Annotated in this window: 10 protein-coding genes; 5 read left to right on the top strand and 5 right to left on the bottom strand. The window is 57.0% G+C overall.

Annotated features, from left to right (window positions below):
* Positions 1–14 precede the first annotated feature (14 nt).
* The 3 genes from glgB to malQ all read left to right on the top strand — a co-directional run bounded on the left by glgB (position 15) and on the right by malQ (position 7039).
* On the top strand, positions 15–1982 hold the full coding sequence (gene glgB / locus ACZOF8_RS05585; RefSeq protein ID WP_022486964.1) for a 1,4-alpha-glucan branching protein GlgB: 1968 nt from the start codon (positions 15–17) through the stop codon (positions 1980–1982).
* Between the two features lie 5 nt (positions 1983–1987).
* On the top strand, positions 1988–3625 hold the full coding sequence (gene glgA / locus ACZOF8_RS05580; RefSeq protein ID WP_487426664.1) for a glycogen synthase GlgA: 1638 nt from the start codon (positions 1988–1990) through the stop codon (positions 3623–3625).
* 120 nt (positions 3626–3745) lie between these two features.
* Positions 3746–7039 (top strand): 4-alpha-glucanotransferase, encoded by a 3294-nt coding sequence (gene malQ, locus ACZOF8_RS05575; RefSeq protein ID WP_487426663.1) that lies wholly within the window; start codon positions 3746–3748, stop codon positions 7037–7039.
* Between the two features lie 72 nt (positions 7040–7111).
* Here the strand turns inward: malQ and ACZOF8_RS05570 are convergent, their stop codons facing one another.
* The 5 genes from ACZOF8_RS05570 to citD all read right to left on the bottom strand — a co-directional run bounded on the left by ACZOF8_RS05570 (position 7112) and on the right by citD (position 13179).
* Positions 7112–8446 carry a CitMHS family transporter gene (locus tag ACZOF8_RS05570; protein ID WP_279126841.1) on the bottom strand — a complete coding sequence of 445 codons (1335 nt, stop codon included), beginning with the start codon at positions 8444–8446 and terminating at the stop codon, positions 7112–7114.
* A 303-nt stretch (positions 8447–8749) separates the two neighbouring features.
* The gene (locus ACZOF8_RS05565) at positions 8750–10084 is read right to left on the bottom strand and encodes a CitMHS family transporter (protein WP_308664311.1); all 1335 of its coding nucleotides are present in this window, start codon (positions 10082–10084) and stop codon (positions 8750–8752) included.
* A gap of 318 nt (positions 10085–10402) precedes the next feature.
* Positions 10403–11965, bottom strand: a complete 1563-nt coding sequence (gene citF, locus ACZOF8_RS05560) for a citrate lyase subunit alpha (RefSeq protein ID WP_022486946.1) — start codon at positions 11963–11965, stop codon at positions 10403–10405.
* A 1-nt stretch (position 11966) separates the two neighbouring features.
* Positions 11967–12878 (bottom strand): aldolase/citrate lyase family protein, encoded by a 912-nt coding sequence (locus ACZOF8_RS05555; protein WP_022486945.1) that lies wholly within the window; start codon positions 12876–12878, stop codon positions 11967–11969.
* A 1-nt stretch (position 12879) separates the two neighbouring features.
* The gene (citD, locus tag ACZOF8_RS05550) at positions 12880–13179 is read right to left on the bottom strand and encodes a citrate lyase acyl carrier protein (RefSeq protein ID WP_022486944.1); all 300 of its coding nucleotides are present in this window, start codon (positions 13177–13179) and stop codon (positions 12880–12882) included.
* Positions 13180–13423: 244 nt separating this feature from the next.
* Here citD and ACZOF8_RS05545 point away from each other — a divergent pair, with 244 nt between their 5' ends.
* Entirely contained in the window at positions 13424–14338 is a 915-nt protein-coding gene (locus ACZOF8_RS05545) for a LysR family transcriptional regulator (RefSeq protein ID WP_022486943.1), read from the top strand.
* Positions 14339–14342: 4 nt separating this feature from the next.
* Positions 14343–15728 carry a triphosphoribosyl-dephospho-CoA synthase CitG gene (gene citG, locus ACZOF8_RS05540; RefSeq protein WP_022486942.1) on the top strand — a complete coding sequence of 462 codons (1386 nt, stop codon included), beginning with the start codon at positions 14343–14345 and terminating at the stop codon, positions 15726–15728.
* Positions 15729–16096 lie beyond the last annotated feature (368 nt).

Below are 16096 nucleotides of genomic sequence, written 5' to 3'. Positions count from 1 at the left end.
GGAAAGGAGCCCTTATGCGTCTGAGTGCCATTGATTCATACAGTATGTACCTGTTCCACAACGGGACCAACGGAAACAGCTGCCGTCTCCTGGGAGCCCACCGGACCGTATGGCACAGGAAACCCTGTGTCCGTTTTTCCCTCTGGGCTCCCCATGCCCAAAAGGTCAGTGTGGTGGGGGATTTCAATCACTGGGATCCGGAAGCCAACCCTATGGAACGGGCAGAAGACGGGGAAATCTGGAAAACCTTTGTTCCCGATCTGCCGGAAGGGACCCTGTACAAATATGCCATCATCACCGCTTCCGGGGAAACCATCCTGAAGGCGGATCCCTATGGATTCCGGGCCCAGCTGCGGCCGGACACCGCTTCGGTGGTGGCTTCCCTGAACTACCGGTGGCGGGACGGAGCCTGGCAGAAGAGCCGGGCAAAATACGATTCCTACCATGGGCCCATGAACATCTACGAAGTCCACGCCGGCAGCTGGCGGCGTCATGAAGACGGCAGCTTCCTGAGCTACCGGGAACTGGCGGACGCCCTGGTGCCCTATGTGAAGGACATGGGTTATACCCATGTGGAATTCATGCCCCTGTGCGAATATCCCTTTGACGGGTCCTGGGGATATCAGGCCACCGGGTATTTTGCTCCCACCAGCCGGTATGGGAAGCCGGAAGATCTCATGTATCTGGTGGACCAGTTCCACCGGAACGGCATCGGGGTGATCCTGGATTGGGTCCCCGGCCATTTCTGCCGGGATGCCCACGGGCTCCGGTTCTTTGACGGGGAGCCTTTATACGAATCCGGGAATCCCCTGCTGGCGGAAAACAAGGACTGGGACACCATGAACTTCGACTACGGCCGGCCGGAAGTACGGAGCTTCCTCATATCCAGTGCCCTGTTCTGGCTGGAGGAATACCATTTCGACGGTCTCCGGATCGACGCGGTGGCCAGCATGCTGTACCTGGACTACGGGAAAAAGGACGGCCAGTGGCAGGCCAACAAATACGGGGGAAGGGAGAACCTGGAAGCAGTGGAATTCCTCCGGCAGCTGAACACGGCGGTGTTCCGGGAAAAGCCCCAGGCCCTTATGGTGGCGGAAGAATCCACCACCTGGCCTCTGGTGTCCCGGCCGGTGGATCAGGGAGGCCTGGGCTTCAACTACAAATGGAACATGGGCTGGATGAACGACATGCTCCAGTACATGAGCACGGATCCCCTGTACCGGAAAGGGTGCCAGGACCTGATCACCTTTTCCCTGTACTATGCTTTTTCGGAAAACTTCATCCTGCCCCTGTCCCACGACGAAGTGGTCCATGGGAAAAAATCTCTCATCGACCGGATGCCAGGGGACTACTGGCAGAAATTTGCCGGGCTCCGGGCCTTTTACGGGTATTGGATGAGCCATCCCGGGAAGAAGCTGCTGTTCATGGGCGGGGAATTCGGCCAGTTCATCGAATGGCGGTATGCGGAGCAGCTGGACTGGCTGCTGCTGGATTATCCCAAGCATCAGGAACTGCAGGCTTACAGCCGGGCGCTGAATCATTTCTACCTGGACCACCCGGAATTCTGGCAGGTGGATTACGACTGGACCGGCTTTGAGTGGATCAGCTGCGACGACCGGGACAACAGCGTCATTGCCTTTGTCCGGAAGGGACAGGATCCGGATGCGGAAACCGTTGTGGTGTGCAATTTCACCCCGGTGGTACGCCGGGAGTATCGGATCGGGGCCCCGGAACCGGGGGCCTGGGAAGAAGTGTTCAACAGTGACGCCGAAGAGTTCGGCGGCAGCGGAGTCCGGTGCGGGACGCTCCGGGAGGACGGCCGGGTGCTGGTGGAAACGGAAAAGGTGCCTTTCCACGGCCGGGAACAGTCCCTGGTGCTGACCCTGCCGCCTCTGGGTGTGCTTTATTTGAAAAAAATCAGGAAAACCGAAGGGGACGGAACCAAGAAAGTCAATCTCCCGGGTAAAGAAAGAAGAAGGTGATTCCCATGAAAGTGTTATTGGTAGCTTCAGAAGCCGTGCCCTTCATCAAAACCGGGGGCCTGGCGGATGTAATGGGGGCCCTGCCGGCCAAACTCCGCCGGGAAGGGGTGGAAACAGCTCTGGTGATCCCCAAATACGCCCAGGTGGCGGAAAAATACGGTGGCCGGATGGAACAGGTGTGGCAGGGAACCGTGGAACTGGCCTGGCGCCGGCAGTACGTAGGGGTGGAAAAGATTACCCTGGAAGACGGGGTGCCGGTGTTCTTCATCGACAACGAATATTATTTCAAACGGGAGGGCCTGTACGGGTTCTTCGACGACGGGGAGCGGTTCGCCTATTTCTGCCGGGCGGTGCTGGCCATGCTGCCCCATATCGGGTTCCGGCCGGATATCATCCACAGCAACGACTGGCATACGGGGCTTATGGGAGTGTACCTGAAGGAGGACTTCCAGAAGGATCCCTTCTACCAGGGCATCAAAAGCCTGTTCACCATCCACAACATGAAATACCAGGGCATCTACGGGCCGGAAATCGTGGAGGATGTACTGGGGCTGTCCCGGAGCCTGTTCGACAGTGGGAAAATCGAAAACGGCGGCTGCGTCAACTACCTGAAGGCCGGGATGGAATATGCGGACGCTGTGACCACCGTAAGTCCCTCCTATGCGGAAGAGATCCGGTATCCCTATTTCGGGGAAGGAATGGACGGCTATGTGCGGCTGTGCCAGGGGAAGATCACCGGGATCCTCAACGGCATGGATGAAAAGGCCTATGACCCGGCGGAGGATCCCCGGATCCCCTATGGCTATACGGACAAAGACGTGTTCATCCGGAAGCCCCTGGACAAGGAAGCCCTCCAGAAGGAACTGGGACTGCCGGTGAGCCGGCGGGTGCCGGTGTTTGCCATGATCTCCCGTCTGGTGGAAGCCAAGGGGCTGGATCTTCTGACCTGCATCATGGACGAACTGCTCCAGGAGGACATCCAGCTGGTGATCGTGGGCACCGGGGACAAAGCCTATGAACAGGCCCTTACGGACCTGGCCTCCCGGTATCCGGACAAGGTGTCCGTGAACATCCTGTTCAGCGAGGATCTGGCACATCGGGTGTATGCCGGGGCGGATTTCTTCCTGATGCCCTCCCGGTACGAAGCCTGCGGCCTGAGCCAGATGATCTCCATGAAATACGGCACCATTCCTGTAGTCCATGCCACCGGAGGCCTGCGGGATTCGGTCCAGAACTTCGAAAAGTTCTCCGGGGAAGGGAACGGCCTGTCCTTTGCCCACTTCAACGCCCATGAGCTGCTGTTCACCATCAAACGGGGGCTCAGCGACTATGAGGAGGACACGGTGTGGGAAAAGCTGGTGCTCAATGCCATGCACAGTGACAACAGCTGGGACAAGTCCGCCCGGGCCTACAAGGCTCTGTATGAAAAAATCGCCGGGCCGGGGGAAGCGCCGACACCGGCTGTGAAGCTGACACTGGAAGATGTGGCGGTAAAACTGCCGGAAGAGGCACCGGGGGAAGGACTGCGGACCAAAGCTGCCGGCACCCGGAAGCGGGCCCTCCGTAAAACCGCCGCCCACAAGAAGACGGCCCGGAAGACGCCGGTCCGGAAAGCCGTCCGGAAAAAACCGGAGTTCCGGTAAGGGACTCCGGGGATCCGGCTGGAATAGAAAAGGATAAGCATCGTGGAAATTACAGCGTATCATGATTCTCGTCAGACAGCCTGCCGTTTCCCCTTCGGGGCGGTCCCGGGAGGGACTGCCGTGACCCTGCATCTGGTGGTGCAGGGTCGGGGGACGGAGGCTGTCTTTCTGCGTCTCTGGGAGGATGACCGGGAGATCCTCCTGCCTATGGAGTGTACGGAGAAAGAACAGGAAGCCCCGGAGAGGGCGGAAGCCCGGCAGCCGGGGGAGGAACCGGAAGTCAGGTCCCGCCGGTACGGAATCACCTTCACCGTGCCGGACCGGGGCTGCCTGGTGTGGTATTATTTTCTGATCCGACAGGGAGAGGAAACCTGCTGGTACGGCAACAATGAGGCCCAACAGGGAGGAATGGGCCAGCTGTGGGACCGGGAGCCCCCTTCCTTCCAGATTACCGTCTACGACCGGGACTCGGTGACGCCGGCCTGGCTGAAACAGGCGGTGGTGTACCAGATTTTTCCGGACCGGTTCTGCCGGGGAAAGGTGCCGGCGGACCGGTTCCAGGGAAAGCCGGGAGCCCTGATCCACAGCGCCTGGGAAGGGGATCCCTGCTATGTAAAGGACAAAGAGGGCCAGGTGGCCTACTACGACTTCTACGGAGGCACCCTGGAGGGAATCCTGGAAAAGCTTCCCTATCTGGAAGAACTGGGCGTGAACTGTCTGTACCTGAACCCCATTTTCCAGGCCCGGAGCAACCACCGGTACGATACTGGGGACTACAAGGCCATCGATCCCTTCCTGGGTTCTGAAGAAACCTTCCGGATCCTGTGCCGGGAAGCACGGCGCCATGGGATGCGGATCCTCCTGGACGGGGTGTTCAGCCACACCGGGGCCGACAGCCGGTACTTCAACCGGGCCGGGACCTATAAGGGCCTGGGCGCCTGGCAGGGACCCGCTTCTCCCTATTACAAGTGGTACCATTTCCGGAAATATCCGGAAGACTATGGCTGCTGGTGGGGGGACCGATCCCTGCCGGAAGTGACGGAAACGGAGCCTTCCTACCTGGATTTCATCATCCGGGACAAAGACAGCGTGCTCCATCACTGGCTGGATGCCGGAATAAGCGGCTGGCGGCTGGATGTGGCCGACGAACTGCCCGACGGGTTCCTTACCTGTTTCTACCAGGAACTGAAGGCAAAGGAGCCGGATGCGGCCCTTATCGGGGAAGTGTGGGAAGACGCCTCCAACAAGGAGAGCTACGGAATCCAGCGCCAGTACCTGTCCGGGGGGAAACTGGACAGCGTGATGAACTATGTGCTCCGGAACCTGATGCTGGATTTTGCCCTGGGGAAAACGGACGCCCAGGGAGCGGACCGCCGGTACTGGCAGCAGGTGGAGAACTATCCCCGGGAGAATCTGTACGCCATGCTGAACCTTTTGGGGAGCCATGACGTGGAGCGGCTCCGGACTCTGTTGGAAGCCCGGTATGAACCGAAAAAGGCCCGGGCGCTCAACGGACTCCTCCGGGCCTGGCAGATGACCCTTCCCGGGGCTCCGGCAGTGTATTACGGAGATGAAGCCGGGCTCACCGGGGGCAGGGACCCGGAGAACCGGAAGCCCTTCCCCTGGGGGAAGGAGGACAAACAGCTGGAAGGCTGCTGCCGGAGCCTGATCCAGCTCCGCCGGTCTCATACTGCCCTGTCTACCGGACGGTTCCAGACTTTCTGGGCCCGGGGAGACGGGTATGTATATGGAAGGTTCCTGGAAGGGGGCCGGGACGTGTTCGGCCAGCCGGGTGAAAACGGAGTCTTTGTAATCGCCCTGAACCGGGGAGACCAGCCTCTCCAGGCGGAAGTGGATACGGAAGGCCTGGCGTACGGAGAACTGGAACCGGTATGGAACCTGGGGGACTGGCTGGAAGCAACGCAGACGGAAAGAAAGCCGGTGCCGGTTACGGGAGGTTCCTTTGTACTGGATCTGCCGCCTCGGAGCGCTGTAGTGTACCGGTGCCGGGAAAAAGCCCCGGAGAAGGCCCCTGGCAGGCTCCTGGAACGGGGCGCCGGGGTGCTCCTCCATTCCACTTCCCTGCCCGGGGAAAACGGCCGGGAGATCCTGGCTTCTGCTCTTGGGTTCCTGGATTTCCTCCAGGCTGCCGGCCAGAAGATCTGGCAGATCCTGCCCCTCAATCCGCCAGGGCTGGGAGATTCTCCCTATTTGTCCCAGTCTGCTTTCGGAGGTCAGGAAGCTCTGTTTGCCGGGGCCTTCCCGCTGCCTCGGAAAGAGGACCCGGAATTTGCCGTATACTGCCGGAAGAATCGGTACTGGCTGGAGGATTATGCCCTGTTCCGGGCTCTCCAGGGCAGGTTTCCCGGGCAGCCTTGGCAGACCTGGCCGGAAGAACTGAAAAACCGGGAGCCGGAGGCCCTGGAGAAAGCCCGCCGGGAGCTGGCAGACCAGATGACCAGGGCCGCCGGAGGGCAGTTCGTGTTCTGGAAAGCCTGGCAGCAGATCCGCCGGGCCGCCCGGGACCGGGGCATCACCCTCCTGGGGGATATGCCTCTCTTTGTGGCACCAGACAGTGCTGATGTGTGGGCTCACCGGGAACTGTTCCAGCTGGACGGGGACGGATATCCCACGGAAGTGGCCGGAGTACCCCCGGATTATTTCAGCCGGACGGGCCAGGTGTGGGGGAACCCTTTGTACAACTGGCAGGCTATGGAAAAGGAAAACTGGCGCTGGTGGCAGGAACGGTTCCAGGTGCTGGCCACAGAGGCAGACTGGGTCCGGATCGACCATTTCCGGGGGTTTGCAGCGGTTTGGGGGGTGAAAGCCGGAGCGCAGGATGCCCGGGAAGGCCGGTGGATCCCGGGGCCGGGAGCGGCTCTTTTTGAAGCCGTGGAGCAGGCCGTGCCGGACCTGGGCTTTGTGGCGGAAGACCTGGGGATCATCACCCGGGATGTGACAGAGCTCCGGGAAAAACTGGGGTTGCCGGGAATGCGGATCCTCCAGTTCCACAGCCGGACCCGTGAGGACGGAATCAGGGATTTTGCCACGGAACCCGGGTGCCTGGCCTATACCGGAACCCATGACAACAACACCCTGGTGGGGTGGCTCCAGGAAGACCTGGAGGAGGATGACTTCCAGAAAATCTGGGCCATGGCAATGCCCCAGGAAGCCGGAGTGCCGGACCGGAAGCGGGCTGCAGAACTGGTGGAGCCCCTGATCCGGTATCTGTACAGCCGGAACGCCCGCTGGACCATCGTCCCTGCCCAGGACCTGCTGGCCCTTCCGGGAAAATACCGGATGAACACCCCGGGCACCCCTACCGGGAACTGGCAGTGGAAGCTGGAAAAAGGCCAGCTGACAGAGAAACTGGCAGAGCGGCTGAGGAAGATGGTAAAGGAATGGGCCCGCTGAGGCGGGCCCATTCTGTCAACAGACAGCTGACAAAAAAACCACCCCCGAAGGGGTGGCTTTTTTTTATGAATCTTACAGATGGAACAGACCCAGCATCAGGCCGCAGGCCAGGGAAATCCAGGACAGGACCCACAGGCGCGGTGCGCAGAAGGTGAGCAGTTCTTTGATGGAGATGCCAGCCAGGCCGCAGGCCAGGAAGGTGGTGGCAGCGTGAGGAGTAACCATAACGCCGTAGTTTTTCCCGATCAGCATGGCCATGGCCATGTTGTGAGGATCAACGCCGAACTGCTGGCCAACGCCGATGGCCAGAGGCAGCAGGCCGAAGAAGTAGGAGTCGGTACCCAGCATCATGCCGATAGGTACGGCGAAGAATCCGAACACATCCTGCAGATGGGGCCCCAGAGCTGCCGGGACGATGGCAATCAGCATCTGGGCCATAGCCTTCATCATGCCGGTCTTGGAGAGAACCCCCAGGAATACGCCGGATGCCAAGAGGATCATGGGCATGGTCAGAGCGGTGGCAGCGTGCATCTTAATGGCACGAGCCTGGTCTTTGGCGGAATGGAAGTTGGCAACCAGGGCCACAGCCAGACCGAACATGAAAGCACCGTACAGAGGAATCTTGGTGAAGCACAAGAGGCCGATAACGAACAGGGTCAGGATGCCGTTGAACCAAATCATCTTGGGCCGCTTCATGAATTCAGCATCTTCAGCGGACAGGTCATCATCAGCGGATTTGTCTTCGTCGTCGTCAGACAGCTGAGCGGCTTTGCCGGTAGGATTCAGACCAGCTCCACGGCGTTTTTCCATAACGCCCATATAGGCTGCGAAGAACATCAGGATCACCAGGCCGACCCCCTGAAGGGGAATCAGTTCCTGCCACAGAGCGTTTACGTCAGCATTCAGCACCACGCCGGTACGGGCTACAGGACCGCCCCAGGGCAGCAGGTTCATGATGGACATGGCCGCACCGATGATGCACACCAGTACCACAGGACGCATGTGGAGCTTTTTGTAGATGGGGAGCATGGCAGGGATGGTGATCAGCAGGGTGGAAGCCAGAGCGCCGTCCAGGTGGGAAATAACAGCGATGCAGGCGGTGGCCACCGTAACCATCACAATGTTGGAACCGGCTTTTTTCACCAGCCAGTTCACCATGGGATCGAACAGACCCATATCACCCATCATGGAGAAGTAAACGATGGAGAAGATGAACAGTACAGCCGTAGACCAGGTCTTGCTCACCCCGGCTTTTACAAAGCCAAAGATTTCCGCAGGGGAGAACCCGCAGATGAGAGCCGCAATCACAGGTACCATCACAAACAGAGGTACCGGGTTGGATTTACCGCGGATCAGAGCGGCCACGATAATCACAACCATCAGGAAACCAACAATGCCCAAGAACATAATGCATTTCCTCCTTTGAATGGATTTTTGCCTCCGGAGCGGGCAGGCATCCGGGAGCGGATGAAAGATGAATCCTTTTCCTTACGCCACCATGGTAACATATGAACTTTCTGAAAACTAATATAAATATGAATATGCGATATATAAGAAAATTCTTATAAAACAGGCCAGAAACAAGGTGCCATGCGGGGCTCGGGGAATGGATATAATTTTCAGACTTTCACAGCAATAAAAACTTCTTGGGAAAACGCGGACCAGTAACAAAAAAACCACCCCCGAAGGGGTGGCTTTTTTTTATGAATCTTACAGATGGAACAGACCCAGCATCAGGCCGCAGGCCAGAGAGATCCAGGACAGGACCCACAGGCGCGGTGCGCAGAAGGTGAGCAGTTCTTTGATGGAGATGCCAGCCAGGCCGCAGGCCAGGAAGGTGGTGGCAGCGTGAGGAGTAACCATAACGCCGTAGTTCTTCCCGATCAGCATGGCCATAGCCATGTTGTGAGGATCAACGCCGAACTGCTGACCAACACCGATGGCCAGAGGCAGCAGGCCGAAGAAGTAAGAGTCGGTACCCAGCATCATGCCGATAGGCACGGCGAAGAACCCGAATACATCCTGCAGATGGGGCCCCAGAGCGGTAGGAACGATGGCAATCAGCATCTGAGCCATAGCCTTCATCATACCGGTCTTGGACAGCACACCCAGGAATACGCCGGAAGCCAGCAGGATCATGGGCATGGTCAGAGCGGTGGCAGCGTGCATCTTAATGGCACGGGCCTGGTCTTTGGCGGAATGGAAGTTGGCAACCAGGGCCACAGCCAGACCGAACATGAAGGCACCATACAGAGGAATCTTGGTGAAGCACAGCAGGCCGATGACGAACAGGGTCAGGATCCCGTTGAACCAGATCATCTTGGGACGGCGCATGAATTCAGCATCTTCAGCGGACAGATCATCGTCAGCGGATTTGTCTTCGTCGTCGTCAGACAGCTGAGCGGCTTTGCCGGTAGGGTTCAGACCAGCTCCACGGCGTTTTTCCATAACGCCCATGTAAGCGGCGAATACCAGCAGGATGATCAGACCAACGCCCTGCAGGGGCAGCAGCTGCTGCCACAGAGCGTTTACGTCAGCATTCAGCACCACGCCGGTACGGGCCACAGGGCCGCCCCAGGGCAGCAGGTTCATGATGGACATGGCTGCACCGATGATGCACACCAGCACCACAGGACGCATGTGCAGTTTCTTGTAAATCGGCAGCATGGCAGGGATGGTGATCAGCAGGGTGGAAGCCAGAGCGCCGTCCAGGTGGGAGATAACGGCGATGCAGGCGGTGGCAATGGTAACCATTACGATGTTGGAACCGGCTTTTTTCACCAGCCAGTTTACCATAGGATCGAACAGGCCCATATCACCCATCATGGAGAAGTAAACGATGGAGAAGATGAACAGTACTGCGGTGGACCAGGTCTTGGAAACACCGGCCTTTACGAAATCGAAGATCTGTACAGGAGTGAACCCGCAGATCAGAGCAGCGATGACGGGAACCATCACGAACAGAGGAACCGGGTTGGATTTACCACGGATCAGAGCTGCCACAATGATGACAACCATCAAGAAACCAACAACGCCCAAAAACATAGTGCAATTTCCTCCTTTGGAAATAAAATGGGGTGTTCCCTGGACGGGCAAGTCCGGGAACCGGAAAATAGTGCATAACACTCATACATAGTAACATATGAACATATTGAAAACGAATATAAAAATCGGAATAAATCTCATAAGCATATACTTATAGAAACGGTGCAACCCTAGGCTGTATGCGGGTTTCAGAAGAAAAGCGAAATTGTTTCATTTAAACATAAATAGAGATAATTTAAGAATATTTTAAAAAAGGGGGTGAGGGATCGGAGAATAAAAAAAGCCATCCCCGAAAGGATGGCTTTTTCACTTATGGAATTAGAATTCCGCTTTCTTAACCTGACGGACTACGTCCATAACGGAACCGTCACGGGCTTCGATGATGCCCACGATCCGGTCGCCGAACTGTACAGGGTCAGGAGTGCCTACCATCTTGTATGCGGTATCCCGCAGTTCTTCGATGGTGCAGATGGGCAGATCGGTGTCTTTTACAGCATCGATGATATCCTGACGGCGGGGGTTGATGGCAATGCCGTAGTCGGTGACAACCACGTCAACGGTTTCACCAGGAGTGGTGACCGTGGTGCATTCGGTGCAGATAGCCGGGATACGGCCCTGGAGCAGCGGAGCAATGACGATGGTGCATTTGGCACCGGCAGCGGTATCCGGATGGCCGCCCTGAGCCCCGGTGATCACGCCGTCAGAACCTACCACAACGTTGACGTTGAAGTGGGTATCCACTTCCAGTGCGCCCAGGATTACATAATCCAGCTTGTTCACATAAGCGCCCTTGTTGAAGGGATCGGCATACTGGGAGGTGGTGATTTCGTAATGGTTGGGGTTGGTTTTGATGTCTTCGATGGAAGCCATGTCAAAATCCTGGGTGTCGGCAATCTTGTCGATCAGGCCTTCATGCTGGAGTTCGCAGATGGCCTGGGCAATACCGCCCATGGCAACCCCGATGTGGATGTTGTCTTTCCGCAGATGTTCTGCCAGGAATTTGGTGGAGGCAATGGAAGCACCGCCTACGCCGGTCTGGTAGATGAACCCATCTTTGTACCAGGGAGTGTGCACCATGAAGTCAGCGGCATACTTGGCCATCAGGAGCTTTCTCTGGTCGGTGGTGGGTTTGGCAGCACCGGTGGCAATCTTGGTGGGGTCGCCGATGGCGTCCACTTTGACCACATAGTCCACGTTGGTCATGTCGATGGAAGCAGGCACGTTGGGGAAGGGTACCAGGGTATCGGTAACCACAACCACTTTGTCCGCATACTGGGCGTCTACGGCAGCATAGCCCAGCACGCCGCAGTCAGCGCCGTTCTGGCTGCCTACTGCACGGCAGTTCCCCATGTCATCAGCGCTGGGAGCACCGATGAAGGAAATGTCGATGTGGGTTTCGCCGGATTCGATGGCACGGACACGGCCGCCGTGGCTGCGCATGATGGCCAGGCCTTTCAGTTTGCCGTTGGAGATGGCTTCACCGATCTTGCCCCGTACGCCGGAAGCCTGGATGTTGGTGATGGTGCCGTCTTCGATCATGGGAACGATGGCGTTCTGAGCCTTGCCCAGAGAGGTGGCGCAGATGGTCAGGTCTTTGATGCCCATTTTGTGGACAGCTTCCATAACCATGTTCACCACATAGTCCCCTTCACGGAAATGATGGTGGAAGCCCAGGGTCATGCCGTCTTTGATGCCGCATTTCTTCAGGACTTCTTCAATGGAATCCACTACTTTGCTGTAGTTGGGGTCAATCACAGGGGCAACTTTGTGGGTTGCGGCCTGGTATACTTTCTGATGTTTGGCATAGCTGCCGGCAAAAGCGTCTTTCCCGGTCAGCTTCAGGATTTCTTCAGGAATCTCTCTACCTACTGCGTTCTTCATCTTATAAATCCCCCTTGTACACACCGGCAGCCTTGGCCATGGAAATGGTTCTCTTGGCGCCGTCATAGAAGGCGATATCCAGCATCTTGCCGTTCAGCTGGAATACACCGATACCCATGGCTTTCTTGGTATCGATTTCCCGTACCACAGCTTCCGCCCAGCGGATCTGTTTTTCAGTCGGGGTGAACACGTCATGGCAGACAGGGATCTGACGGGGGTTGATGATGGATTTCCCATCGAAGCCCATTTGTTTGATCATTTCCACATCCTTGCGGAAGCCTTCCATGTCGTCCAGGTCGGTGTACACCGTATCGAAGCACATACGGCCGGTGGCACGGGCGGTGATTACCATCTGCTGACGGGCGCCCATCAGTTCCACACCGCTCTTGGAAATGCTGGTCTGCAGGTCACGGGTGTAGTCCCCGCCGGACAGAGCAATCCCGAACAGACGGTCGGAAGAGGTGCAGATGTCATACAGGTTCAGCATCCCTTTGGTGGATTCGATGGCAGCCATGATCAGGGTGCTGCCGATGGGACGGTGGAATTCCTTTTCAGCGGCCAGGATGTGTTCTTCCACAGTCTTGATGTCCTTGCCGGATTCAGTCTTGGCCAGACGGATGGCGTCGCAGCCGCCGGCAACGGAAACACGGATATCTTCTTTCCAGTGAGGAGTTTCCAGACCGTTGATCCGGACCACTCTTTCACAGCCATGATAATCGATTTCTTTCAGGGCATGGAACAGGGAGTACCGGGCAGCATCCTTCTGGTTTTCTGCAACGGCATCTTCCAGGTCCAGCATAATGGAATCGGGTTTGTATACATACGGGTCTTTGACCAGGCTCGGTTTTTGAGCGTTCAGGAACATCATGGATCTTCTCAGACGCTTGAAGTTCGGATTCGTATTGATAACCATCTTACAGCACCTCCCAGGGATTCGGCGTATCAGGATCCTCGTTGACAGAACGGAACACTGCGCCTTCCACGCGTGCTTTTAAAGTGCAGTCCAGAGCGCCCTTGTCCACAACAGAAACCTTTGCATTGGTTACGTCCAGTTTCTTCAGGGTATCCAGGACAACAGCCTTGATCTGCCGTCCATACTGATGGATGACGCTGCTTTCAATGGTGAGCTCAATGCCGTTGGTCCCGGGTTCTACCGTGATCTGGGCATCGGAAGACTCAACAGTGCCAGCCATGGCTGCCTTCTTCAATTCCATTAAAATCACTCCTTCTGAAAATCGTACATTGTACATTATGATGCACTTTGATAGTATCACAGGAAAAATTGGAAATCGAATATAAATAATGATATAATCTGTATAAGTCATTCCTTATCAAACGGCAGAAACTCCCACTCCATGCGGGGTACGGGGATTTGTGCAATTGTGTCAAAATATAAGAAATTAAAACTTCTTTGGAAATAGGGGAATTTTTGGGAAAAAAAAGGAAACGGAGGGTGTTATGAACCTGAAACATGCGCAGTATATTATGGAAATCATCAAGGAAGGGAGCATCACCAATGCTTCCAAGACCATGCACGTATCCCAGCCGGCCCTGAGCCAGACCATCAAGGCGGTGGAAAAATACCTGGGGGCTCCCATCTTCCTGCGGAACACCAATCCCATTGTGCTGACGGAAGCGGGGAAAAAATACATTGCAGCGGTGAAACAGGTGATCACCATCAGCTCCAATCTGCTCCATGAGGTGGCGGATATCCAATATGAAGGGTACGGCACCCTGCGGCTGGGAATCCCGGTCCAGCGGGCCATGCAGATGCTGCCCGCAGTGATGCCGGTGTTCCGTCAGCGGTATCCCCATATCAAGCTCCAGATCCATGAAGCGGGCAGCAACATTACGGAAAACGAAGTCCTCAACGGGGGCGTGGACCTGGCGGTGCTCACCACCACGCCCACCAACGACGAACTGAAGTATGAACTGGTGGAAACGGAAGACGTGGTGCTGGTAGCCAACAAAATGACCACCCTGGCCCAGCGGGTGAAGCCCGGGACCCCCATCCACATCACCGAAGCCAAGAACGAGGAATTCGTCTCCATTACCGAAGGCCACAATGTACGCCGGGTCCAGGATACCCTGTTCAGCGTCTATGAAATCAAACCCAATGTGATCTTGGAAACCTCCAGCATCGAAGTGGGGAAACGGCTGGTATCCGCCATGGAGGCAGTGTTCATCTGCCCGGATGTGTATCTGGACAATTACTTCTTGTCACAGGACAAGTGTGTGTTGTATCCTTTACTGGGCGTGGCCAACAAACGGTACTGCTATGTATGCTGCCGGAAGGACGCCTATCTCAGCCCCTATGCCCGGGCCTTCATCGAACTGATCCGGACCCTGGGGAAAACAAGGAAGGAACCATGACTCTATGAAAGAACCTGTAATCCATCTGGCCGGCCCGGCTGTGGAAGTGCCGGATATGCTCCTGGCCCGGGACGGCCGTGCTGCCGCCCAGAAAAAACTGCTGGAGCGGTATCACAAGCCGCTGCTGTTCTTCACCCAGAACATCCCGGGGCCGGTGAAGACTTCTGTCCTGATCCATCTGGGGTTCCTGGAGGGAATCCGCCGGTTGGAAAAGGCCCTGGCAGAAGCCGGGATCCCCATCCTGTTCCAGAAGGTCATTGACTGGAAAACCGGCTATGAAAAATACTATGTACTGGACGGGGATGCCCTCCGTATCAAGAAAATCGCCTGCACCATGGAAGGACAGGACCGGCTGGGCCGGCTCTATGACATGGATGTGCTGGCAGAAGACGGGCACAAGATTTCCCGGACGGACATCGGGCTCCCCGGCCGGCTGTGCCTGGTGTGCTCCCAGCCGGCCCAGGCCTGCGCCCGGAGCCGGAAGCACAGTGTGCCGGTGCTGGTGCGGAACATCCACCGGATATTGGAAAATTTTCTCATGGACCGGGTGGAACAGGCACTGCGCCAGGGACTCCAGGGAGAAGTGGATGCCACTCCCAAACCGGGGCTGGTGGACCGGGACAATCCGGGCGCTCACCGGGACATGGACTGGCACACCTTTGCCCGGAGTACTGACGCCATTGTGCCCCATCTCCGGCAGATGGCTGAAAAAGGCTGGAACTGGGAAGGGGAGGACGAAGCCCTGTTTGCCGCCCTCCGGCCCATGGGGGCGGCGGCGGAAAAGGCCATGTTCCGGGCTACCGGGAATGTGAACACCCACAAGGGAATCATCTTTTCCCTGGGCCTTGTGACCAGCTTCACCCTCCGTCACCTGGCCCGGACCGGAAAGGTGGAAAGCGAGGCGGTGCTCCGGGAAATCGGAGCGGCGGTGACACCTCTTCTGGAACGGGATTTTGCCAAAATCGACCGGTACCATCCCCACACCCACGGAGAAGTGCTCTATGTGGAACAGGGGTGCCGGGGAATCCGGGGGGAAGCCATGGACGGGTTCCCGGCGGTGGCAAAAATCGCCCTGCCGGCTCTGCGGAAGTTTCGGCAGGAAGGGAGACCGGACAACGAGGCCTATATCCAGACCCTGCTGCTGCTCCTGAGCCAAGTGGAAGACACCAACATCCTCAGCCGGTCCGACCAGGCTACCCTGGAACAGGCCCAGAAAGAGGCCGGGGCCGTGCTGGACAAAGGGGGCGCCTTCACCCGGGAAGGGCTCCAGGCCGTCTGGGACCTGAACGAAAGCTTCGTAAAAAAGAACATCAGCCCGGGAGGCTGTGCGGATCTCTTGATCCTGGCCATTTTTTTGGAGAAGATGGAGGGATTGACGGCTGACCGCTGAAAAAAAATGGGGCGTGCTGCTCCATTTTTTTTCTTGACAAATTCCCACTAATTAGCTATACTTTCCTCATGCATTTAATGCATAGTGAAATTATATGAATTCTAAATCTGAAACGGGGAGAAGAATCATGGGAACGTACACGATGTGTTGCTGTTGTTGCCGAATGTGCAGCAGCGGCGGGACGGAGACTGTATAACCGGTCTTTGGACAAATGAACAGCTCTGCACGGAACATCATCAGCAGCGGAGGGACTGGCCCCTGGGAAGCTGCAGCGGCGGGAAATATCCCGGATGCTTGGTCAGCGGGAAAGATCCCGGCAGATGAGTCAGTGCAGACCCATGGTTTTTCTATTGCGCGCCATCTGTCGG

The sequence above is a fragment of the Acidaminococcus sp. genome (genome assembly GCF_057597765.1).
The sequence above is the reverse complement of the archived record's forward strand: the minus strand, read 5'-3'. Positions and strand labels throughout refer to the sequence as shown.